Annotated in this window: 15 protein-coding genes; 6 read left to right on the forward strand and 9 right to left on the reverse strand. The window is 69.1% G+C overall.

Annotation, left to right across the window (positions count from 1 at the left end):
• Positions 1 to 44: 44 nt before the first annotated feature.
• The 3 genes from gluQRS to phaR all read left to right on the forward strand — a co-directional run bounded on the left by gluQRS (position 45) and on the right by phaR (position 2,503).
• Positions 45 to 944: a tRNA glutamyl-Q(34) synthetase GluQRS gene (gene gluQRS, locus LL962_RS08725; protein ID WP_228316616.1), complete on the forward strand. Its 900-nt coding sequence runs from the start codon at positions 45 to 47 to the stop codon at positions 942 to 944.
• Between the two features lie 84 nt (positions 945 to 1,028).
• Positions 1,029 to 1,769, forward strand: a complete 741-nt coding sequence (locus LL962_RS08730; protein WP_104586921.1) for a beta-ketoacyl-ACP reductase — start codon at positions 1,029 to 1,031, stop codon at positions 1,767 to 1,769.
• A 158-nt stretch (positions 1,770 to 1,927) separates the two neighbouring features.
• On the forward strand, positions 1,928 to 2,503 hold the full coding sequence (phaR, locus tag LL962_RS08735; protein WP_104586920.1) for a polyhydroxyalkanoate synthesis repressor PhaR: 576 nt from the start codon (positions 1,928 to 1,930) through the stop codon (positions 2,501 to 2,503).
• Between the two features lie 43 nt (positions 2,504 to 2,546).
• On the opposite strand, the gene LL962_RS08740 is transcribed toward phaR, so the two are convergent.
• From LL962_RS08740 to LL962_RS08765, 6 genes are all read right to left on the reverse strand, one after another.
• Positions 2,547 to 3,509, reverse strand: coding sequence for a TraB/GumN family protein (locus LL962_RS08740; protein WP_228316663.1), 963 nt, complete (start codon positions 3,507 to 3,509; stop codon positions 2,547 to 2,549).
• 33 nt (positions 3,510 to 3,542) lie between these two features.
• Positions 3,543 to 4,478 carry a DUF1684 domain-containing protein gene (locus LL962_RS08745; RefSeq protein WP_228316617.1) on the reverse strand — a complete coding sequence of 312 codons (936 nt, stop codon included), beginning with the start codon at positions 4,476 to 4,478 and terminating at the stop codon, positions 3,543 to 3,545.
• Positions 4,478 to 6,349, reverse strand: a complete 1,872-nt coding sequence (mutL, locus tag LL962_RS08750; RefSeq protein WP_228316618.1) for a DNA mismatch repair endonuclease MutL — start codon at positions 6,347 to 6,349, stop codon at positions 4,478 to 4,480. The genes LL962_RS08745 and mutL overlap by 1 nt, the downstream gene beginning before the upstream one ends.
• Before the next feature lie 138 nt (positions 6,350 to 6,487).
• Complete coding sequence (locus LL962_RS08755; protein ID WP_228316619.1) at positions 6,488 to 8,170, reverse strand: N-acetylmuramoyl-L-alanine amidase; 1,683 nt, start codon at positions 8,168 to 8,170, stop codon at positions 6,488 to 6,490.
• 70 nt (positions 8,171 to 8,240) lie between these two features.
• Positions 8,241 to 8,741 carry a tRNA (adenosine(37)-N6)-threonylcarbamoyltransferase complex ATPase subunit type 1 TsaE gene (tsaE, locus tag LL962_RS08760; RefSeq protein WP_228316620.1) on the reverse strand — a complete coding sequence of 167 codons (501 nt, stop codon included), beginning with the start codon at positions 8,739 to 8,741 and terminating at the stop codon, positions 8,241 to 8,243.
• A complete protein-coding gene (locus tag LL962_RS08765; protein WP_228316621.1) occupies positions 8,738 to 10,225 on the reverse strand; it encodes an NAD(P)H-hydrate dehydratase in 1,488 nt (495 codons plus the stop codon). The genes tsaE and LL962_RS08765 overlap by 4 nt, the downstream gene beginning before the upstream one ends.
• Before the next feature lie 24 nt (positions 10,226 to 10,249).
• Here LL962_RS08765 and queG point away from each other — a divergent pair, with 24 nt between their 5' ends.
• On the forward strand, positions 10,250 to 11,317 hold the full coding sequence (queG, locus tag LL962_RS08770; RefSeq protein ID WP_228316622.1) for a tRNA epoxyqueuosine(34) reductase QueG: 1,068 nt from the start codon (positions 10,250 to 10,252) through the stop codon (positions 11,315 to 11,317).
• A 104-nt stretch (positions 11,318 to 11,421) separates the two neighbouring features.
• Positions 11,422 to 12,759, forward strand: a complete 1,338-nt coding sequence (xseA, locus tag LL962_RS08775; RefSeq protein WP_228316623.1) for an exodeoxyribonuclease VII large subunit — start codon at positions 11,422 to 11,424, stop codon at positions 12,757 to 12,759.
• A gap of 103 nt (positions 12,760 to 12,862) precedes the next feature.
• Here xseA and LL962_RS08780 read toward each other — a convergent pair whose 3' ends face one another.
• Positions 12,863 to 14,110, reverse strand: coding sequence for a virulence factor (locus tag LL962_RS08780; RefSeq protein WP_228316624.1), 1,248 nt, complete (start codon positions 14,108 to 14,110; stop codon positions 12,863 to 12,865).
• Between the two features lie 251 nt (positions 14,111 to 14,361).
• Positions 14,362 to 16,218: a formylglycine-generating enzyme family protein gene (locus tag LL962_RS08785; protein ID WP_146092353.1), complete on the reverse strand. Its 1,857-nt coding sequence runs from the start codon at positions 16,216 to 16,218 to the stop codon at positions 14,362 to 14,364.
• Between the two features lie 98 nt (positions 16,219 to 16,316).
• Here LL962_RS08785 and rnd point away from each other — a divergent pair, with 98 nt between their 5' ends.
• Complete coding sequence (gene rnd / locus LL962_RS08790) at positions 16,317 to 17,411, forward strand: ribonuclease D (RefSeq protein WP_228316625.1); 1,095 nt, start codon at positions 16,317 to 16,319, stop codon at positions 17,409 to 17,411.
• Between the two features lie 58 nt (positions 17,412 to 17,469).
• Here the strand turns inward: rnd and ligD are convergent, their stop codons facing one another.
• On the reverse strand, positions 17,470 to 20,028 hold the full coding sequence (gene ligD, locus LL962_RS08795) for a DNA ligase D (RefSeq protein WP_228316626.1): 2,559 nt from the start codon (positions 20,026 to 20,028) through the stop codon (positions 17,470 to 17,472).
• Positions 20,029 to 20,328: the final 300 nt, after the last annotated feature.

A 20,328-nucleotide genomic window follows, 5' to 3' on the forward strand; every position in this document is an offset into this window, starting at 1 on the left:
CGGCTTGAAATCAAGCGCGCACCTGACCGACGATTCAGCTGCCCATGCCCCCGTCCCCCTATCTCGGCCGCTTCGCGCCCTCCCCGACCGGCCCCCTGCACTTCGGCTCCCTCATGGCCGCCTTCGGTAGCTGGCTGCTCGCCCGCCACGCCGGTGGCCGGTGGTGCGTACGTATCGAAGATATCGACCCACCGCGCGCGCAAGCCGGTGCATCCGAGCGCCAGCTGCGCACCCTGGCCGCCTTCGGCCTGATATCGGACCTGCCGGTGATCCGGCAGTCGGAGCGCGACGCGCACTATGCCGCCGCGCTCGCCAGGCTGCTCGATGCCGGATTGGCGTTCGAATGCAGTTGCAGCCGCGCCGATCTGGTCGGCATGGGCGGTATTCACCACGCCTGCGTCGCGGCGCTGGGCGAACGCCGCGCGGTGCGCCTGCGGGTACCGCCGCAGCCGCCGGTCGCCTTCGAGGACGCATTGCAGGGGCGCGTGGTGCAGGATGTCCATGCGGAGGTGGGCGATGTGGTGCTGCGCCGCGCCGATGGCTACTGGGCCTACCAGCTGGCGGTGGTCGTGGACGATGCGGCCCAGGCGATCACCGATGTGGTCCGCGGCGCGGACCTGCTGGACTCCACTCCGCGCCAGGTACTGCTGCAACGCGCACTGGGCCTGCCGCAGCCGCGCTACCTGCACCTGCCGCTGATCCTGGATGGCGACGGCCGCAAGCTGTCCAAGTCGCACGCCGCGCCAGCGCTGGACGATGACGACCCGCTGCCCGCCTTGCGCGCGGCCTGGCAAGCATTGGGTCAGCTGCCCGCCACACTGCCGCGGCATGCGGGCGTGGATGCCCTGCTGCAGCAGGCAGTGCAGCATTTCCTGCCGGAACGGCTGCCTGCAACGCCTACGCTGGACCTGCGCATGCGCACATCGCTGCCGCTGCGTGACTAGAATTGCGCCCCAGCACCGACAGCGGGGCGAGTTGTCTGCGCCCTGCCCTGATCGCCCTCCGTCTCACCCGTTATTGGAGTCGTCATGACATCTCGCGTCGCATTGGTCACCGGCGGCACCGGCGGCATCGGCACCGCCATCTGCAAGCGGCTGGCCGACCAGGGCCATCGGGTCGCCAGCAATTTCCGCGATCAGCACAAGGCGCAGGACTGGCAACAGCGCATGCAGGCGCAGGGCTACGAGGTCGCGTTGTTCCGCGGCGATGTGGCCTCTTCCGAGCATGCGCGCAGCTTGGTCGAGGAGGTCGAAGCCACGCTGGGGCCGATCGAAATCCTGGTCAACAATGCCGGCATCACCCGCGATACCACCTTCCACCGCATGACCGCCGAACAATGGCACGACGTCATCAACACCAATCTCAACTCGGTGTTCAACGTGACCCGCCCGGTGATCGAGGGCATGCGCAAGCGCAGCTGGGGGCGGGTGATCCAGATCAGCTCCATCAACGGGCTCAAGGGCCAGTACGGGCAGGCGAACTACGCTGCGGCCAAGGCGGGCATGCACGGCTTCACCATCTCGCTCGCGCGCGAGAACGCCGCCTTCGGGGTCACCGTCAACACGGTCTCGCCCGGTTATGTAGCCACCGACATGGTCATGGCCGTGCCGGACGAGGTGCGCGCCAAGATCGTGGCCGACATCCCGACCGGCCGCCTGGGGCGTCCGGAAGAGATCGCCTATGCCGTCGCGTTCCTGGTTGCGGACGAGGCCGCCTGGATCACCGGATCGAATCTGGACATCAACGGCGGCCATCACATGGGCTGGTGACTTTGCTGCGACTTTGCGCTGCAGCATGGATTTGCTCAGAAATCCATGCTGCGCAACATTTTTTATGTGTCCGCTTAAGCAAATAAGGCGTTTTGACTGTTGCAACCGCTGCTGCGGTGCGCCATCCTGCGCGCACTATCGTTGTGAGTGAACGTTCCATGGCCGGACTTCGCATCATCAAGAAGTATCCCAATCGCCGTCTCTACGACACCGAGATTTCCAGTTACATCACGATTGAAGACGTACGCCAGCTGATCATCGACGGCGAAGAGTTCGAGGTCCGTGACGCCAAGAGCGGCGAAGACCTCAGCCGCGCCGTTCTGCTGCAGATCATCGCCGACCAGGAGCAGGACGGCGAGCCAATGCTCTCCACCCAGCTGTTGAGCCAGATCATCCGGTTCTACGGCGACTCGCTGCAAGGCTTCATGGGCAACTACCTGGAGCGCAGCATGCAGGTCTTCCTGGACCAGCAGCAGCAATTCCGTCAGCAGATGGGCAACCTGCTCGGGCAGACGCCATGGGCGATGATGAATCAGCTGACCGAGCGCAACCTGGAGCTGTGGCAGGAATTCCAGCGCAATTTCGGCGCCGGCTTCGGCCGTCCGGGCGGTCCCGGCACCCCGCCTTCCTCGCCGGGTTCCGGCAGCATGGGCAGCGGCCCGATGGGCACCGGCACGCACGGGTCCTCCGGCAGCCACGGCGGCACCGTCGGCAAGGCCCGCAACCGCGGCTGAGCGAGCGGTGAGCGTAGCGCCCAGCGGCGCTACGCGCGGACCGTCAATCGTCGGCCTGCGTCGCGCAGGCCGAACAGATCCGCTGCACCTGGTAGCCGCGTGCGCGCAGGCGCTCCACCACGCCGTCGTTGCCCAGCAGATGCAGCGCACCGACCACCACCAGCGTGGTTCCGCTGCCTTTGCCCAGTCGTTTTTCCAGGCGCGGCACCCAGCGCGCATTGCGCTCGACGTTGATGTCCTGATAGAGCGCCGGATACTGCCTGCGCATGTCCTGGGCCATCTGCGTGGTCAGCGTGTGCACGTCGCCGTTGCGCCATGCCGCGTGCAAACGGCGCAGTTGGTCGCTGCTATCGACCTCGTCCAGCGCCTCTTCCAGCAATTGCTGCTGCTCGACGGGCGTCATGCCGTCGAGCAGGCCGAGTTGTTCCTCGGCGCGTTCCAACCCGCCGGCCGGCTTGCCAGCGGATTGCGCCTGTTGCATCAGGTAACGGTCCAGGCCTGCGTCCGCGTTCATGCCTTGACGTGCCATCTCGGCCAGGCTGATCGACAGCGCCACGAACCACGGCTTGAGCGGCTGCAGCGCGTCGATGGACATGCCGTGCCGGCGCGCGTAGCTGCCCAGCGCCTGCCAGGTCGCGGCATCCAGCGCCTGCTGCAGCGTGCGCCCGTCGGTGCGCCGCGCCACCTGCAGCATGCGCGCGGCCAGCTGCGGCGATTGCGCATCCGCAGGCGGCAGCTCGAACAGCAGCCGGTCGGCCTTGGCGAACGCCTGCATCACATCCGGCGACAGCGGATAGTCGCTGGACTTGAGCACATGGAACGAACCCAGCAGGTACACCGTGCCGCCCTTGCCATCGACCTTCCATAGCAGCGGCACCGGCGGGCCGGCAGGCGCATCGGCTGCGGTGCGTGCCCAGCCCGGGGCCACCGCTCCGCTCCACAGCGACAGCACCAGCAGCGCCCGGCCGCACCAACTGGCGAGCCGCGCAGGCACGCGCGCTGTCATCGCAACCGCTGTCATCACGTTCCCCTGGCCACGTCAGTGCGGCACCTTGTAGGCCTTCTCGCCCGCCGACACCGCCAGATCGATGCGATTCTCCGGTGGCGGCAACGGGCAGGTCGCGAACGGGGTGAACGCACACGGCGGGTTGTAGGCACGATTGAAATCGACCACCACATGTCCGGAGGCGTCGGGAACGTCCAGATCCAGGAAGCGCCCTGCAGGATAGCTACCGTGCCCGCTGGTGCGATCGGCAAACACGACGAAGCCGGGGCGGCCAGGCTCGCCGATGGTCTCCAGGCGATAGGTCTTGCCATCGCGCTCGAATTCGATCGCACCGGCATTGGCCTGGGTGCTGGTGATGCCGACGATGTCCACGATCGGGATGGTCTTGCCGACATCGTTGGGCACATAGCGCGCGGTGATGCGCCAGGACGGGTCCAGCGGCCAGTACTCCAGCCCGGCGAAATTCGTGCGCGATGGCGCATCGGCATGCCTGACCCGCAGCGCGTAGCGATCGCCGCGCTGGATCAGGCTGAGCACACCCTTGCCGTCATCGAAACGGATCGTGGTCGGCTGCGGATCGCGATCGGACTGAAAGCGAATCCTGCCGCTCAACGGTTTGCCATCGACGGTGAGTGCGGCGCCGCGCTCGGGCACGAACCACACCGTCCTGCCCTCGGTGGCCACCATGCCCATCTTCGGCGGCCCGACCGCGAGCCTGATGCCGCTGTCGGCACTGCTGCCGATGTAATGCGCCTTCAGCGTCAGCCAGTGCAGGCCGACCAGGCTGGTCCAGCCATCGGGCGCGCGCAGCTCCCGCAGCCGCTCCTCGCGCCATGCAGCGTTGTCGGCCAGGAATGTCTTGTCCAGTTCGGCGGGTGCAGCCGGCGACGGCGTTTCGCGTCCGCAGCCGATCAAGGCGGCTGTCACCAGCAACCCCGGCAGCCACCGCGTTCTCCAGTGCATCCCCATCAGCGCCCCCTGAGAAACCAGCGATCGATGTCGCCCAGCGTAAACCGAGCCCAGGTGGGTCGGCCATGGTTGCACTGGCCCGAGCGTTCGGTGGCTTCCATGTCGCGCAGCAGCGCGTTCATTTCCGGCACGCTCAGACGGCGGTTCGCGCGCACCGCGCCGTGGCAGGCCATGGTCGACAACAGCTCGTCGCGCGCACTGGCGATGCGACGGCTCTGTCCATGCTCGCGCAGGTCGCCCAGCACATCGCGTAGCAAGGCCTCAGGCTCGGCATTGGCCAGCAGGGCAGGAATGCTGCGTACGTGCAGCGACTGCGGGCCGGCACGGGTGACATCGAAGCCCAGGCTGGCCAGGGTGGCCGCTTCGCGCTCGGCGGTATCGGCCTCGCGCTCGCCCACCGCCAGCGTCATCGGCACCAGCAACGGCTGCGCATGCAGACCGATGCTGTCGTGGGCGTTCTTCAGGCGTTCGTAGCCGATGCGTTCGTGCGCGGCGTGCATGTCCACCACGATCAGGCCTTCGGCGTTCTCGGCCAGGATGTAGATGCCATGCAGCTGCGCCACGGCATAGCCCAATGGCGGCACGCCGCTGTCGGCGGCGGTGGGCGGCAGGCCACTGCCGGAGGCCACCGGCACATCGCTGGAGGATTGCGCAGCGCTGCCGGGCGGTGCGTACAGCGCGCTGTAGGCCGCACGCGCCTCGTCCACGCGCAGGCCCAGCGGCGTCTGCGCCGGCCGCCAGCTGGCGTAGCCGGCCGAGCCACCACCACCTGCACCAGCGCCGTAACTGCCGCCACCACTGCCGACACTGCCCAGCGCACCCGGTACAGCCAGCGCTTCCCCCGCCACATCGCTGCCGATGCTGTTGGGCGTGGCACCGGCGCGTGTCTGCGCCAGCGCGTCCTGCAAGGTGCGGTAGACGAAATCGTGGATCAGCCGCGCCTCGCGGAAACGGACTTCATGCTTGGCCGGATGCACGTTGACATCCACTCGCGCCGGATCCAGTTCCAGGAACAGCACATAGGCCGGCTGGCGGCCATGGAACAGCACATCGCCATAGGCCATCTTGACCGCATGTGCCACGCTGCGATCGCGTACCGAGCGGCCGTTGACATAGAGGTATTGCTGGTCGGTGCTGGCGCGCGAGTAATGCGGCTGCGCCACCCAGCCGTGCAGGCGCAGGCCGGCACCGCTGTGGTCGACCCGCAGCGCCTGTCGTGCGAAATCCTCGCCCAGGGTTTCGCCCAGCCGCGCATCCGAGTAAAGATCGCCCGGCTTGTAGCGGCGCGACGGCTTGCCGTTGTGCGAGACGCGCAATTCCACGTCAGGCCGCGCCAGCGCCAACGAGCGCAGCCACTCTTCGATATGCCCAAGCTCAGTGCGTTCGGCGCGCAGGAACTTGCGCCGTGCCGGCACGTTGAAGAACAGCTCGCGCACTTCCACGGTGGTGCCGGGCGCGTGTGCATGGGGTGTCACCTCGCCCAGGCGCCCGCCGTCGATCTGCAGCGCAGATCCATGCTCGGCATCGTGGCGACGCGAGATCAGGCTGAAGCGGCTGACCGAGGCGATCGACGGCAGCGCTTCGCCACGGAATCCGAGCGTGGCGACGGTTTCCAGGTCGTCCAGCGAGGCGATCTTGCTGGTGGCGTGCCGCGATACTGCCAGCGGCAGTTCCTCCGGCGTGATGCCGCCGCCGTTGTCGCGGATGCGGATCAGACGTACGCCGCCCTCTTCCAGATCAATGTCCACGCGGGTGGCACCGGCGTCGAGCGCGTTCTCGACCAGCTCCTTGACCACCGAGGCAGGCCGCTCGACCACTTCGCCGGCGGCAATCTGGTTGATCAGGATCTCGGGCAGCTGACGGATCGCCATCAGCGCACGCCCGGGCGCCAGGGGCGCGGCATGCACAACATCGGGGGTGACACGGACAAGACGGACCTCGGCACGGCGACCGGTCGGCGCACAGGCGCCGATCTCACGGGAATCGGTGTCGAATGATAGCCGAGCGCGTCAGCGGCTGCCGCCGGCCACGGTGCCTGCGGCGGCATCGGCCTCGGCCTGCGCACGCGCGGCGAACAGCGTGCCCGGCGGCGGCTGGCGGGTGAAGAAGGTATCGATGCCATCCAGCACGGCGGAGGCGATCTTGCGCTGGTAGGCCGGGTCGATCAGGCGACGCTCTTCGTCCGGATTGGAGATGAAGGCCGTCTCCACCAGCATGGCCGGCATGTCCGAGGTACGCAGCACCGCGAAATTCGCGCGTTCCAGCTGCGGCTTGTGATTGTTGCCGATGCGCTTGAGCCCCCCAAGCACATGACCGGCGGCATCTTCGGAGGCCTTCATATGGCCGCTCTGGGCAAGGTCCAGCAACACGTTGGCCAGAGTGGATTCGGTCTGCTGCAGGCGCACGCCGCCGACCAGATCGGCGGCGTTTTCCTTGTCGGCCAGCCAGCGCGCGCGTTGCGAGGACGCGCCCTTGGTCGACAGCACATACACCGACGAGCCGGTGGCACTGCGATTTTCGGCAGCGTCTGCGTGTATGGAGATGAAGATGTCGGCCTTGGCGGCACGAGCCTTCTGCGCACGCATCGGCAAGGGAATGAAGACGTCGGTATCGCGGGTGAGGTAGGCCTTCATACCCTGCGTGGCGTTGATCTGCCGGGCCAGCTCGCGCCCGATCGCCAATGTGACGTCCTTCTCGCGCTTGCCGGTCGGGCCCATGGCGCCCGGATCCTGACCGCCATGGCCAGGATCGATGGCCACGATCAGCGGCCGCATGCCCGCTGCCATCTTGACCCGCGCCGCTTCGCTGGGCAGCACCGGGCGCGGCGGTGGTTCGTTATCTGGCGCCGTTGCGGCCACGCCTGGCGCGGCTGCGCCAGCAACGGCAGCGCCCAGCGGTGCGCTGCCGCCGTTGAGAATGGCTGCCGCCGTCGCGCCACCGGCGCCGCTCGCCTGACCAGCCGGACCGACCGCACGCACGACGCCGGATGCGGACGTCGCCGCAGGACTACCGGTGGAGCCCGCCGCAGCCGTGCCCGGACGCGGCGTGGGCACACCGGTGGCCACCGTGGTGGGAACTGCGGCCGGGGTGACGGTGGGCATGGCAGATGCAGGAACCGGCACCGGAGCAGCGGTGGGCGCGGGTGTCGGAGCCGGCGACGGCGCGGACGAGGCACGCTGGGCGGAGGCGGCCAGAGCCGCAGTGGCGCGCGCGGCTTCGGCCTGCGCATTGAGTGGGCGGGGCGGTGGCACGGCGCCGACCGTCGAGGCGGCCCCCGCCACGGCGACCGGCATTGGATCGCCCGGCCATTCGATCACCAGCGTCGAGGCGCTGCCCAGGGTCTGCATCTGCGGCTTCAGCGCGGTGACCGGGCTTGCCAGTTCGAACACCACCCGGAACGTGCCCGGCACCGGCTGCCCGGTGCGGACCGAGGTCACCAGGCCGGCGGCGGCCGGCAGTTTGAGCCCGCGTGCCGCAGCTGAATCGGGAAAGTCCACCACCAGGCGATGGGGATTGGCCAACGACAAGGTCTTGAAACCGCCACTGCCGGCGAGCTGGATTTCGGCGCGCGTGCCCGTGGCACCGGTGGTCACGCCGACGCCCTTGATTTCGCCGGCCCAGGCAGCAAAAACCGCCAGGCTAAGGCTGGCGGTCAGGGCTGCAAGACAGAGTTGGCGGGTCCCCGGTGTCATGGCGCTGGATTCAATCATCCATGCATGTGAATTGCAAGGTGATTTCCCTTAATAATCCGTAACCTGGCGTTCATTCCTCCTGTTCGCCAGCAAAAAGAGGCCGCAACTCGCCCTGCTGGGTCAGTGCCTGCAGCCATGCATGGCCGATCCGGCTGCGGCCGGTCAGGCAGGCACGTCGTCCATCCCCATCGACTGCCAGCTCGACGTCCAGATCCACCGGCGGCAGGGCACCCGCACCCCGCTCGGGCCATTCGATCAGCCACAGGCTGGCGCTGCCCTCGTCCAGGCCGAGGAAATCCAGTTCGCCAGCGTTGCCGATGCGGTACAGATCCAGATGCCAGGCTTCATCGCCGGTAGCGAGTGGATAGCGCTCGATCAGGGTATAGGTCGGGCTACGAATCGGACCGGTGACACCGAGTGCCCGCAACAAGGCGCGCGCCAGGGTGGATTTGCCGGCGCCAAGGTCGCCGTGCAGCTGGACCACCGCGTTGGCTGGCCGCACCGCAGCCAGCGCGCGGCCCAGGGTCTCGGTGGCATCGGCATCCACCAGGTGGGCGTCGAGCTGGGTCATGAAAGGGTTCCGGAGTTGGCAAGGCGGCGCAGGTGCGGCAGCAGGTCGGTTGGCAGCAGCCCGCGCTCGCCATCGCGCGCGGCCGCATCGCCGGCGCAGCCATGCAGCAAGGCGCCCAGGCTGGCGGCATCGAAGGGCGACCAGCCCTGCCCCAGCAGGGCCGCGATCACACCGGTCAGCAGATCGCCCATGCCACCGACCGCCATGCCGGGGTTACCGGCACCGATGATGCGCGGCGTCGCGTGCGGCGCGGCGACCACGCTGCCGGCGCCCTTGAGCACCACCACCGCGTCGTAGCGCTGCGCCAGCGCGGCCGCGGCCGCCTGGCGGTCGTTCTGCACCTGCGCGGTGGACAGGCCGAGCAGGCGCCCGGCCTCGCCTGGATGGGGGGTGAGCACGCGCGGACCGCGCTTGGGCAGCGCATCGCTGGCCAGCAGGTTCAAGGCATCGGCATCGATGACCACCGGCGTCCCGGTCGCCAGGACCGCCTGCCACAACGCCTGCGCCCAGGCGTCCTGGCCCAGCCCCGGCCCGAGCGCGACCACATCGGCGGCATCGGCCAGTGCAGCGATATCCTCGCCGGCCTCCACTGCGCGCACCATCGCTTCGGGGCAGCGTGCCAGCAGCGGCGCGACATGCTCGGCGCGCGTGGCCACCTGCACCAGCCCGGCACCGCTGCGCAGCGCCGCCTCGGCGGTCAGCAGGATGGCGCCGCCGCTGCCGAGATTGCCGCCCACGCACAGCACGCGCCCAGACTCGCCCTTGTGGGTATTGCGCCGTCGCGGGCGCAGCTGCGCCGCCAGGGCCCCGCGTTCCCAGCCATGCGCGACAGCCGCCAGCCCATCGAATGCAGCAGGCGGCACGTCCAGCGCTGCGAGGCCGCACTCGCCGGCATATTCCAGCGCGTCGCCGGTGTGCAGGCCAACGTGTGCCACGATGAATTGCAAGGTCGCATCCGCGCGGACGGCGGCCCCGAACGCCACGCCGCGATCGGCATCGATACCGCTGGGCACATCCAGCGCCAGTACCGGGCTGCCTGCGGCATCGATGGCCTCGATCATCGCGGCGGTCGGCGCATCCGGCGCGCGGTTCAGCCCGATACCGAACAGCGCATCGACGATGACATCGGCCTGCGCCAGCGCACACGGAAACAGGTCGATACTCCCGCCCACCGCCAGATACTCGGTGCAGGCGCGCTGCGCCAGCTCCGATGCCGGGCCCTGCCCGGGCAGATGCACCACCCGCACCTGGCGCCCGGCGCGCTGCGCCAACCGCGCCAGCACATAGCCATCGCCACCATTGTTGCCGGTGCCGCACACCACCACGATGCGGCGCGCCTGCGGCCAGCGTTCCTGCAACCACTGCCAGGCGGCCTGGCCGGCGCGTTGCATCAGCAGGTAGCCATCGCCGCCAAGCAGCGCGGTGGCCTGCGCATCGAGCGTGCGCGCGGCAGCGGTGTCGTACAGGGCGAGCGGTGCGTACATGCCGGGAATTCTATACTTGTCGCCATGTCAGCCGTCCTCGCCCGCCCCGACCCTGCCGATGCCGCCGCGCGCATCCGCGTGCTCGCACGCGAAGCCGGCTTCCAACGCTGCGGCATCGCCGGCATCGAGCTGGGCGAAGACGAGGCGCATCTGCGCAGTTGGCTGGCAGAAGGCCTGTACGGCACCATGCACTGGATGGCCCAGCACGGCGACAAGCGTGCGCGCCCGCAGGAGCTGGTACCGGGCACCTTGCGGGTGCTGTCGGTCGGCATGGACTACGGCCGCAAGGACGACACCGAGGCCTGGAACACCTTGCACGACGGCAAGCGTGCCTATGTGGCGCGTTACGCGCTGGGGCGCGATTATCACAAGCTGATGCGCAACCGGCTGCAGAAGCTGGCCGGGCGCATCCAGGGCGAGATCGGCGCGTTCGGCTATCGCGTCTTCGTCGACTCCGCACCGGTCCTGGAACGTGCGCTGGCGCGCAACGCCGGGCTGGGCTGGATCGGCAAACACACCTGTCTGATCGACCGCAATGGCGGCTCGTGGTTCTTCCTGGGCGAGATCTACCTGGATCTGCCGCTGCCGATCGATACCCCGGCTACCGCGCATTGCGGCAGCTGTACGCGCTGCATCGACATCTGCCCGACCCAGGCCATCATCGCCCCGTACCGGCTGGATGCGCGCCGCTGCATCGCTTACCTCACCATCGAACACGAAGGTGCCATCCCCGAACAGATGCGCAGGCCGATCGGCAACCGCATCTTCGGCTGTGACGACTGCCAGCTGGTCTGCCCCTGGAACAAATTCGCCAAGCGCAGCGACGAGGCCGACTTCCGCGCGCGCAACGACCTGGATGTGGCGACGCTGCCGCAGCTGTTCGCCTGGGACCAGGCCGAATTCCTGCAACGCACCGAAGGCAGCCCGATCCGCCGCAGCGGACACGAACGCTGGCTGCGCAATATCGCCGTCGGCCTGGGCAACGCACCCGGCACGCCGGAGGTGGTGTCTGCATTGGAAGCGCGCCGCCACCACGACTCGGCGCTGGTGCGCGAACACGTGGGCTGGGCGCTGGCGCAGCACGGTCTCTGAACCGGCGGTCGCCGGCCAATCGCAGCGCGCTCCATCGCCGCTTGCGGTCCTGCGTCGCGGCAGCCGATCACCCAGGATCTTCGCCGCTGCAGGATAATGCGGCGATGGCCGAACGCACCCAACAGATCCTCACTCCCAGCCAGCTCAACACGCTGGCGCGCGACCTGCTCGAAGGCAGCTTCCCGTTGGTCTGGGTGGAAGCCGAACTGAGCAGCGTCACCCGTCCGGCGTCGGGGCATCTGTACTTCACGCTCAAGGATGCGCGCGCGCAGATCCGCTGCGCGATGTTCAAGCCCAAGAGCACCTGGCTGAAGTTCCAGCCGCGCGAAGGCCTGCGCGTGCTCGCGCGCGGACGGCTCACCCTGTATGAAGCACGCGGCGACTATCAGCTGGTGCTCGACCACATGGAAGAGGCCGGCGAGGGGGCACTGCGCCGTGCCTTCGACGCGCTGCGTGCGCGCCTGGCCGCCGAAGGCCTGTTCGATGCCGAGCGCAAGCGCGCCCTGCCCGCGCATGTGCGCCGGCTGGCGGTGATCACCTCGCCCAGCGGTGCGGCGGTACGCGATGTCCTCAGCGTGCTGGCACGGCGGTTTCCGTTGCTGGAAGTGGACCTGCTCCCGTCGCTGGTACAGGGCGAGTCCGCTGCGGCGCAGATCACTGCGCTGCTGCAGCGCGCCGACGCGTGCGGGCGCTACGACGTCATCCTGATCACCCGCGGTGGCGGCTCGCTGGAAGATCTCTGGGCCTTCAACGACGAACGCCTGGCGCGCGCGATCGCCGCCGCGCAGACGCCGGTGGTGTCGGCGGTCGGCCATGAGACCGACTTCAGCCTGAGCGATTTCGTCGCCGACGTACGCGCGCCCACCCCGTCGGTGGCGGCCGAGTTGCTGGTGCCCGATCAGCGCGAGCTGGCAGCGCGCGTCCAGCGCGCGCGCGCGCGCCTTGCGCAGCTGCAGCAGCACGCCCTGGGCAACGCGATGCAGCGGGCCGACCGGCTGGCCCTTCGGCTGCGTGCACAGAGCCCGCAGGCGCGACTGCACCTGCTGCAGCGCCGCCAGGAAGAGGCCGCACGTCGGTTGCGCGGGCGCATGACCCATGTGCTGGAACGCCTGCAGGCGCGCCTGCAACGCGGGCAGACGCGCCTGCAGGCACACACGCCACAACGCAACCTGGCCAACCTGCAGCAGCGCCTGCGTGCCCTGCATCCGCAGGCCGCCATGCAACGACGCCTGCAGCACGATCAACTCCGGTTGCGCAGCGTGGCGCGTTCGCTGGAGGCGGTGAGCCCGCTGGCCACCGTGGCACGCGGCTATGCCATCGTCACCCGCCCCGCCGACGGACAGGTGATCCGCAGTGCCACCGACGTAACGCCGGGGGAACGTCTGCGTGCACAGCTGGCCGATGGCAGCATCGAGGTGCGTGTGGAACCCGGCGAGCGCTAGCGGTGTTCACGCGTATCGCCGAGCCCAAGGGCGTCGGGCAGCTGCGTTGCCCGGTTGCCGCTGCTTCCGACCCGCTCTGCGCGGCTTTCGGTTCGCTTCGGGCTCAGCCCCGCGCTGGCAGCTGTGCGGCCCGCTGCCAGCCCTGCATCAGCAGGTGGGTCAGCACCACCGGATCGTGATCGAAGTGGTGCCCGCCCGGCCGTGCCACCACCTCCACACCGCGTGCGCGCAGCTCGGGGCACAAGGTGTCCTTCTCTTCGGTGCCGTAGATGCACTGCACACGCCGCAGGTCCAATGCCTGCAGTGCGGGCGCCACATCGCGCTCGGCGTCGTTGTGCCAGCCCAGCCAGCCACCGACGCGCACCTTGAAATCGGCCTGGTGACCAAGACCGAGCAGGCTGACGAACTGCACCGCGGCGCGTTGCTGCGGCGATAGATCGGGATAGGCGAACGGCAGCACGTCGGCCCCGAACGAATAGCCCACCAGCGCCACATGCCGGATATGCCAGCGCTGCCGGTAGGCGGCGATGACCCGGTCCAGATCCACGCCGATCTGCTGTGGCGTGCGGCTGGCCCAGAAGTAGCGCAGGCTGTTCCAGCCCACCACCGACACGCCCTGCTGCTGCAGCTGCGCGGCAATGCCCTTGTCCAGTTCGCGCCAGCCGCCATCGCCGGACAGCATCACCACCAGGCGATCGCTGCCGGGCGCATGCAGTTCCACCAGCGGCAGATCGCCCAGGCCTTGTGCCTGCGCGGCCTGGAAATGGCCGCGCGTGGCGGCGGCGATCTGCATCGGGCTGGCGTCATCGACCAGATCGTCCAGGAACCCCTGGTTGGCATCGGGCACATCCCGCGCGCAGTTCAGCCCCGGATCCCTGCTGCCGGCATCGGCCACCACTGCGCCGCCGAGCACATCGGGCGCCGCCGATGCCAGCGCCTGCCGCGCCAGCACCGCACCATCGCCCTGCCCCACCAGCACCGGCGGCAGGAAGGCATCCACGTGCTCGGCACGCAGCAGTTTCTTGCCCAGCCGTTCGGCGTCGTCGGCCAATGCGCTGCAGTCCGTCTGGCGCGCGCGCAGCTGTGCGCGATAACGCGCGGTATCCACCACGGCCACCAGTGCGCCGTCGTCGCTCAGCATGTCGGCTAGCCGTTGGCCCTGCTGCGGGTTGGTGCTATCCGGTAGCACCACCACCATCGCCTTGGGTGTGCCCTCGGGCCGGATCACCTCTACCGAACGGTAATGGCCAGCGGTATTGCCGTCCTGCAGGTGCCGCGCCACGGCGTAACCGCTGCCACCGATCAGCAGGATCGCCATGGCCCAACGAAACATCTTGATCCCCGTGCTCATTGCCACAGTCCTTCAGGAGCGCTGCGGCTTGGACCGGCCATATCCCAGCCAGTTCCGCCGCCTGCACGCCGTGTTCACTGCGGTTAAGCCAGAGCCCGGCACTGGTGACCGCCTGGCGATACGCCCACTCCCGCCGCAACCCGCTGCCTACTCCACAGGGGTATTGCGCGCACACCACGCACGGAGCATGCCGCTCACGATGCAAGCCCGAGCCCGCCGATGCCGCTGGCGCAGGCTTGGAGCGGGCGCGCTCAGATCCCGCGCGCGAGCCGGAAACCGATGCGGGCGCTGGTGGTATCGGAGTCCTGCGATTGCCGCCACGCCGCACGTGTCTGCTGCGGCGAGTTGGCCCAACTGCCGCCGCGGATCATGCGCTGCCGGCACCCCGGATTGAACCACGCGGCGCCATCGGCCGGTGCGCGGCGATAGCTGGCATGCCAGCAGTCGGCCACCCACTCGCTCAGGTTGCCGCCCATGTCGTGCAGTCCCCAGGCATTGGCGCGAAAGCTGCCCACCGGTGCCGGCCCCCAGAAGCCGTCGCCATAGCCGACGAAGCCGTTGTTCCAGTGCCGGCCGCTGCGCGAGATGTCGTTGCCGCCAGTGAAGTTTCCCGCATCCGCCGGTGGCGAGCCCGCATTGCCCCAGGGATAGCGCCCGGTGGTACCGGCACGTACCGCGTATTCGAACTCGGCCTCGCTGGGCACGTGATAGTGCCGGCCGGTCTGCTCCGACAGCCAGGCGGCATAGGCTTCGGCGTCGCGAATGCTGACGTGCATCACCGGGCTGTTGGGCGCGGCCCGGGCGCCGTTGTAGTCCGACTGCCAGTCCACGCCGCTGCGGCGGATGAAATTGCCACTGCGCTCGTCGTACACCACCGAATGCCCGCGCCGGGTGGCGCGTGGACGGGCGCCGGTGGCCTCGACGAACTGGCGGAATTCGGCCACCGTCACCTCGGTGATCGATAACGCGAACCCCCGTGCAAAGCGCACGTAGTGAGCAGGACGTTCGTTGTCGGAGGCGCCCGGCTCGGCGTCGCCGGCGCCCATCTGAAAGGCGCCATGCGGTACCACGATCATCTGCGGCCCGCGGCCGCCGAGCTTGAGCCCATCGGTGAACACCTGCCCGGGACGGAAGCTGCCGTAATGGGTGGCCAGCTCCAGCCGGCGGCGCAGATCGCCCGCCATCGGGTCGCCCGGATCGGCGATGCGCAGCACCTCGGCCAGTTTTTCGCCGGCCGCCTTGAGCCCTCGGGGCGAGGTCAGCTCGTGCAGACCGGCATCGTGCAAGCCGGCGATCTGCGCACGCCGCACGCGCTCGATACGCGCACGCGCGTCGGCGACGGCAGGCGCACGGTCGCGGACCTGTGCGGCCATCTGCAGCCAGTAACGCGCGCCGATGAAGTCGCTTGCGTCGGCCGCGCGTTCGGCACGCTCCAGCAAGGCGCTCTCCACCGCCGCCAGACCCTGGCGGGTGCGTGGATCGTCCGGATCCAGGTGTTGGGCATCGCGGAAGTTCGCCAGCGCGCCATTGCCGTCTTCGCCCAGGCGTCCGGCGCGCAGATCGTCTTCGCCGGCGCGGTTGAAACCCAGGACCCGTTCGGCGGTTTCCACTTCGCGCTGCAGACTGCGCACGTTCGGATCCTGCGGCGCCAATGTCATCGCCACCGCGGCCAGTTCGCGCGCCTGCTCCAGCGCGTCGTGCTGGCGATCGCTCTGCGCGAGCAGCGCGTGGCCGCGTTCGAGCAGCCGCGCGCGCGCGCGCGCCAGACCGCGACGGCTCACCGCATCCTCGCCGCCGGCACGCTGCTCGATGGCCAGATACAACGGAATCGCAGCGTCGGCGTCGCGGTACAGGCGATCGTCCTGCAGCGCCTGCGCAGCGCGTTTGCGCGCCTGCGCCAGCGGCTCGTCGCCAAGATCCACCGCCGGTGGCTGCCATTGCGCGATGGTTTCGGCGGATTCTTCGCCGCCAATGGAGACATTGGGTTGGCTCGGCGTCGCGGCGGCAGTCGGTTGCGGTGTCGCGGCCGGCGCCGGTGCGCGCGAACAGCCGCACAGGCCCAGCGCGACCAGTGCCCACACCGCGATCCACTTGCCACACTTGCCCACCACCTGCTCCCTTCCAGTGCTCTGCCGCACGACAGGCGATCGCGACGTTAGGCTATTCTGCGCGTTCTGCGCAAACCCTTGCGGTCGACGGAAATCACGTGCCCCACTGGATCACCCACCCCTCCGAGTTGAGCGAGCGCCTGCAGTCGGCGCGCCCATCGCGTATCGGCCTGGATACCGAGTTCATTCGCGAACGCACCTATTGGCCACAACTGGCGCTGGTGCAGATGGCCATCGGCGAGGAGATCCTGCTGATCGACCCGTTGATTCCAGGCATGACCGCAGCGCTCGCGCCATGGCTGACCGCGCCGGACATCGTCAAGGTCATGCACAGCGCCAGCGAGGATCTGGTCACCTTCAAATGTGCCTGCGGCGCATTGCCGCGTCCGCTGTTCGATACCCAGATCGCCGCAGCGCTGGCCGGTGTGGGCGGCGGCATGGGCTACCAGAAGCTGGTGCAGGAAATCACCGGCACCCTGCTGGCCAAGGGCGAGACGCGCTCGGACTGGATGCGCCGGCCGCTGTCGCCCGCGCAGCTGGAATACGCCGCCGACGATGTACGTTACCTGTTCGCCCTGCACGATGCGCTCAACGATCGCCTGGCGGCACAGGGCCGGCTGGACTGGCTGGCCGAAGACGCCGAGCGCCTGCTCGCCACGGTCGAACACGACGACAGTGAACGCTGGCCGCACGTGAGCCTGCGCACCGCACAGTTTCTGGAGCCGGCCGCGCAGCGGCGCCTGCTGCGCCTGTTGCGGTGGCGCGACCTGCAGGCGCGCCAGAGCGATCGCCCACGCAGCTGGATCCTGGACAACGAGCTGGCCAGCCAGCTGGCACGCTTTCCGCCCGCGGACCTGGACGCGCTGCTGCAGCAGTTCGACAAGTTCCCCAAGGCACCGCGCAAGCTCGCCAACGCGGTGTGGGAAGCGCTGGTGACGCCACTGCCCGACGAGGCGCATGCACCGCTGGCCCAGGCCGCCACCGACGGCAACAAGGCCTTACTCAAGCGGCTGCAGGAAGCGGTGGCCCAGCGCAGCGGCGAACTCGGCGTGCCCGATGGCCTGCTGGCCTCGCGCCGCCATCTGGAAAGCCTGATCGACCAGCGCAGTTGGCCCCCCGCCCTCGGACAGTGGCGCCGCGACCTGCTGGAGGCACAGCTGCTGCCGTTGCTGGACGCCAGCCCGGCGCGCTGATCGGCCCGCACGCCTGCGTGGGGCGGCATGGCGATGACGCAAGTCCGCTGCGGCCGCGCTACTCCCGCACCGCCCAGCGCGCCAGATTCTGCCGGATCCGATCGATCTCGGCCCACGGGTCCTTGCGCCTGCGCCGCAGCCGGTCCGGCACATCGCGCAGGCTGAAGGCATCGGCGCGCTGCAGCCTGGACAGCTCCGACCAGGCCAGCGGCAGGGCGACCGGCGCACCCGGACGGCCGCGCAGCGAATACGACGCCACCGCCGTGGCGCCGCGCCCGTTGCGCAGATAGTCCACGAAGATCCGTTGGTTGCGAAAGCGCTTGGTCGCGGTGGCGATGAAGCGGTGCGGCTCCGACTGCGCCAGGGCGTCGGCAAAGCCCTTGGCGAAGCGCTTGGTCAGCGCCCAGTCGCAACCAGGGTTGAGCGGCACTACCACATGCAGCCCCTTGCCGCCGGACACGCGCAGGAACGAGTCCAGTTCCAGCTGCGCGAGCAGCCGGCGAATGTCGGCGGCCGCGCGCTTGACCTCGGCGAACGCCACGTCCGGCCCCGGGTCCAGGTCGAACACCACCCGGTCGGCGATCCCGGCATGTGCGGCCCGCGCGCCCCAGGGGTGGAACTCCAGCGCATTGAACTGCACCAGCTCCAGCAGACCCGGGGCATCCTCGACCACCAGATAGTCGCCATTGCCGCCGGAATCCTCTTTCAGTCTGACCGCGCTCACCCGCTCCAGCCCTGCAGTGTGGTGTTTCTGGAAGAAGCACGGTTTTTCTGCGCCGTTCGGGCAGCGGATGATCGACAGCGGCCGCCCGGCGATCTGCGGCAGCAGATGCTCCATCACCGCCTGGTAGTAGTCCCAGACATCGCCCTTGGTGGCACGGATGTCCGGGTAGATGAGCTTGGCAGGGCTGGAGAGCGCCGGCGCCGCAGCAGGTGTTGCGCGCGCCGCCGGTGCCCGCGCGCCGTCTCTGGCGGACCTGGCATGCGCCGGCTTGGCCGTGCCCGCACTGGGGTGCCTCGCTGCATCCGGATCGCTCAGGTCCGCGACCCGCTTGTCCGGCCGCAGCGCCTTGAACGACGCCTGGCGCAACAGCTGCTGGCCGCCGGTGCCGCGGTGGAACACTTCCACCACGAAACGCGGCGCGAACCAGGTGGCGCTGCGCAGATCGGTCTCGTGCGTCGGAACATGCGCCGTCGGTGTGCGGCCGCCGCCGTCCAGTTGCCGCATCACCACGCGCATCAGCTCGTCGGAGAAACCAGACCCCACCCGCCCGACGTACAACCAGCCATGCACCGGGTCGGGCGTGGCCAGCAACAGCGCGCCGAAGCCCGCCCGGCTGCCCTTAGGCGCGGTATAGCCCACCACGGCATACTCCTGGCTGGCCAGTTGCTTGGTCTTGCGCCAGTCATCGCTGCGCCCGGCGCGATACGGACGATCCGCGCGCTTGGAGACGATGCCTTCGAACTGCTGTTCGGCCGCGACGCGAAATGCCTGCAGTCCATCGCCTTCCACATGCGAGCTGTAGGCCAGATGCGTATTCGGCACGGCGGCAAGCAGCCGCTGCAGCAACTGTTTGCGCGCGCGCAGTGGCGCCTGGCCGATATCCACGCCATCCAGATGCAGCAGGTCGAACACCGCCAGCGCCAACGGCAATTGCCGTTCGCCGGACAGGGTGGCCTGCAGCAGGTTGAAGTCCTGCCGGGTCCCTCGGCCGGCGATCAACTCGCCATCCAGCTGCGCGCAGCGCACCCCCAGCGCCTGGATCGCAGCGCAGACCTCCGGCGCCCGGTCGGTCCATTCCAGCGCATTGCGCGACCACAACCTGACCTGCCCTTCGGTCACCGTGGCGAGGATGCGGTAGCCGTCCCATTTGATCTCGTGCAGCCATTGCGCACCGCTCGGCGGCGTCTGGCTCAGTTGCGCAAGCTGCGGTGGGTGCGGCGTGTCCGGCACTGCGCCGCGGCGCGCGCCGTCCAGCGCCAGCGCCTGCGCCGCCCAGTTCCTGCGCTTGCCGGCGCCGGGCGACGGTACCGTGGTCAGCTTCCTGCGCTTGGCCTTGCCCGCGCCGGCACGCTGCGTATCGGCCGCCGGCGCGGCGGCGACGTCGGCCAGCAGGTCGTCGGCCTCCAGCGTGCCGGCATAGGCATCGTCGTCCTTGAACAGCAGCCACTGCGGCTGGCGTGCCGGCTTGCCGGAACGCACCAGGTGCCAGCCGCCCTTGAGTTTGCTGCCGAACAGTTCGAAACGCAGATGCCCCTTGACCAGCTGCGCCTCGGCATCGCCATCGGTGGCCCAGACCCCGTGGTCGAACCGCGCCACGTGGCCGCCGCCGTATTCGCCCTTGGGAATCTCGCCTTCGAAGTCGGCGTAGTCCACCGGGTGATCCTCCACCTCCACGGCCATGCGCTTGACCTTGGGGTCGTAGCTCGGCCCCTTCGGCACTGCCCAGCTTTTGAGGGCATCGCCGATCTGCAGGCGGAAGTCGTAGTGCCGACGGCTGGCATGGTGCAGTTGCACCACGAAGATCGCACGCTGGCCGGCCGGCGCTGCCTCGCCCGGCTCCGGCTCGCTCGTCCTGTCGAAGCGGCGCTTGCGGCGGTATGCGCTCAGGCTCACCCGCCTACCCCGGGCTTGGCGTACATCGTGCAGGTCGGCTCCGGGCCGAGCTGCCGCTGCGGATGGACCGCGTGCACGTTCATGTGCCAGCTCCGACGACGGAAGACAACCGCAGCCATGCGGCCGTTGGCGTGGTCGCGCAAGCCATGCCGGCATGCTGCATCGTGTCCTCCTGGCGTCCTGGATGGTCGGGCTCGCTGCCCAGGCGTACACGCCGGGCAGGCACACGACCAAGGTGCGAAAGTCGCCGAACAGAAGCCGTGAAGAACTGCAGACGTCACCGCCGTGCCGGCCAGCGGC

Source organism: Xanthomonas sp. NCPPB 1067 (assembly GCF_020783795.1).
Lineage (GTDB): Bacteria > Pseudomonadota > Gammaproteobacteria > Xanthomonadales > Xanthomonadaceae > Xanthomonas > Xanthomonas melonis.